General features: G+C 74.3%; 3 protein-coding genes and 1 pseudogene. 3 read left to right on the top strand and 1 reads right to left on the bottom strand.

Translation table 11 applies throughout. From position 1 onward, the window contains the following. A pseudogene (locus ACFV5H_RS37765) lies at window positions 1–237 on the top strand (cytochrome ubiquinol oxidase subunit I); the annotation flags it as partial. A 28-nt stretch (window positions 238–265) separates the two neighbouring features. Beyond that, window positions 266–604 (top strand): hypothetical protein, encoded by a 339-nt coding sequence (locus ACFV5H_RS37760; protein ID WP_385057233.1) that lies wholly within the window; start codon window positions 266–268, stop codon window positions 602–604. A 24-nt stretch (window positions 605–628) separates the two neighbouring features. On the opposite strand, the gene ACFV5H_RS37755 is transcribed toward ACFV5H_RS37760, so the two are convergent. Continuing rightward, window positions 629–1,423, bottom strand: coding sequence for an adenosylcobinamide-GDP ribazoletransferase (locus tag ACFV5H_RS37755; protein WP_385057191.1), 795 nt, complete (start codon window positions 1,421–1,423; stop codon window positions 629–631). A 60-nt stretch (window positions 1,424–1,483) separates the two neighbouring features. Here ACFV5H_RS37755 and ACFV5H_RS37750 point away from each other — a divergent pair, with 60 nt between their 5' ends. After that, complete coding sequence (locus ACFV5H_RS37750) at window positions 1,484–2,245, top strand: hypothetical protein (protein WP_385199180.1); 762 nt, start codon at window positions 1,484–1,486, stop codon at window positions 2,243–2,245. Window positions 2,246–2,327: the final 82 nt, after the last annotated feature.

Below are 2,327 nucleotides of genomic sequence, written 5' to 3'. Positions count from 1 at the left end.
TGGAAGACGGCCAAGTACGGCAAGCCGGTCCGCGTCGACGACCCCTGGGGCTACGGCCGCTCCCTGGAGTGGGCGACCTCCTGCCCGCCCCCGCGCCACAACTTCACCACCCTGCCGAAGATCCGCAGTGAATCCCCGGCGTTCGACCTGCACCACCCGGACATCGCCGCACTCGACGACATCGAGAACCATCCCGCGGCCTCCGCGACCGTGGCCCCCGGTGACAAGCAGCGATGAGACCACGGCCCAGGACGTGGAGGAGCGTGTGAACCCCCGTCAGGACAGCGCCCTCGGCTGGAACCGGCTCGAGGGACACCTCCTGTGGGCCGCCGAGGTCGAGGAGGCCCGGCGGCAGGCCGCCCGGTTCGCCGGGGAACTGCCGTGGCTGACGACCGCGCAGCGCGAAGAGGTGGAACGCGTGTACCGGGCCGACCGGATCGCCGCCTCCCGGGCCACACTGGTGCGGATCCGCGACCGGGCGGCCGAGCTGCGCACCGAGTACGAGGCCCGCTACCGGCAGCTGAGGGCGCGCTGCGTCGCCCTGGCGGTCGTGACGGGGGCGAGCGGCGTGGCCACGGCGATCGCCGCGTTCTTCGTCCGGTGACGACGGCCCGGTCCAGAGGCGGTCTCAGCCCAGTGACATGACGACGAGCGCGGTCGTCGCCGCCGTCTCCGCGAGCCCGCCGAACACATCGCCGGTGACCCCGCCGAACCGGCGGACACAGTGCCGCAGCAGCAGTTCGGCGACGGAGACGGCCAGGACCACCGCGAGTACGGCGCGCAGGACGTCGTACGCCCCCAGGGGCGCGCTCCCGACCGCCGCGAGCCCGGTGACCGTGAGCGCGACGCCCACCGCGCCCGCCACCGGCACCACCCCGGCGACCGCCGCGCCCAGGCCCTCCGGGCGGGCGGGCGGCACGCCGGTGCGGGCGGCCAGGGTGAGCGCCAGCCGCGCCACGACCGCCGAGACGACGGCGGCGAACGCGCCCCGCGCCCCGTCATGGCCGTACGCCTGCGCCAGCGCGGCCACCTGGGCCAGCAGCACGAGGACGAGCGTGAGCACTCCGAACGGGCCGATGTCCGACTGCTTCATGATCCGCAGCGCGTCCTCGGCGGGCTTGGCGCTGCCGAGCCCGTCCGCGGTGTCGGCGAGCCCGTCGAGGTGCAGACCGCGGGTCAGGGCGGCCGGTACGGCGACGGTGGCGACGGCGGCGAGCAGCGCGCCCGCGCCGAGGAGCAGCAGCAGGAGCCCCGTGGCGGCGGCCAGGGCGCCGACCGCCAGGCCGGCCGCCGGGGCGCACAGCATTCCGGCGCGCGCGGCCGGCCGGTCCCAGCGGGTGACCCGGACCGGGAGCACGGTGAGGGTGCCGAAGGCGAAGCGGAGGCCGTCGGCGACGGAGGCGGGGGAGGGAGGTGCGGGCACCGGCGCAGATTACCCGGCGGTCACCGGGGCGCCCGCGACCACTGTGGATAAAGTGCCCATATGGGACATTGGCTGGATCGGAACATCATCGAGCCGGGCAAGCTTCCGCTGCTCCTCGCGCTCGCCGCCTTCGTCCTCACCTTTGTGATCACCCGGATCATCACCCGTCTGATCCGGGCCGGGAAGGGGCCCTTCGGCAATGTCACGGCGGGTGAACTGCACATCCACCACGTCGTCCCCGGTGTCGTCCTCACGGTCGTCGGCGGCTTCGGATCGGTGGCGAGCGGAGAGGGCGGGCTGGGCTCCGCCTTCGCCGCGGTGCTGTTCGGCATCGGCGCGGGGCTGGTCCTGGACGAGTTCGCGCTCATCCTGCACCTCGACGACGTGTACTGGACCGAGGCGGGGCGCAAGAGCGTCGAGGCGGTCGTGCTCACCGCCGCGCTGGTCGGGCTGCTGCTGGCGGGGTTCGTGCCGTTCGGTGTCAACGACCTGTCCCAGGAGGAACTCCAGAACCGCGCGGGTGTCGCCGCGAGCGTGGGGGTGAACTTCCTGTTCGCGCTGATCGCCCTGAGCAAGGGGAAGGCGCGTGTCGCCGTCTTCGGTGTGGTCATTCCGGCGGTCGCCGTGATCGGGTCGCTGCGGCTGGCCCGGCCGGGGTCGCTGTGGGCCCGGCGCTTCTACCGGCGCCGGCCGCGTGCCCGGGCCCGCGCGATCCTGCGTGCCTACCGCCACGACCGCCGCTGGTCCGGCCCCCGCCGGGCGGTCGAGAACTGGCTCGGCGGCACACCGGACCCCACACCGCGTCCTCTGGAACGGGACTGACCCGAAGCCTTCTTCGCCCCCGCCGCCCCTGGGGGCTTCGCCCCCAGACCCCATGCGCAGTTCCCCGCGCCCCTTATAGGGG

Source organism: Streptomyces sp. NPDC059787, from assembly GCF_042732315.1.
GTDB classification, from domain to species: Bacteria; Actinomycetota; Actinomycetes; order Streptomycetales; family Streptomycetaceae; genus Streptomyces; species Streptomyces atrovirens.
This window is presented reverse-complemented; position numbering and strand designations above follow the sequence as displayed.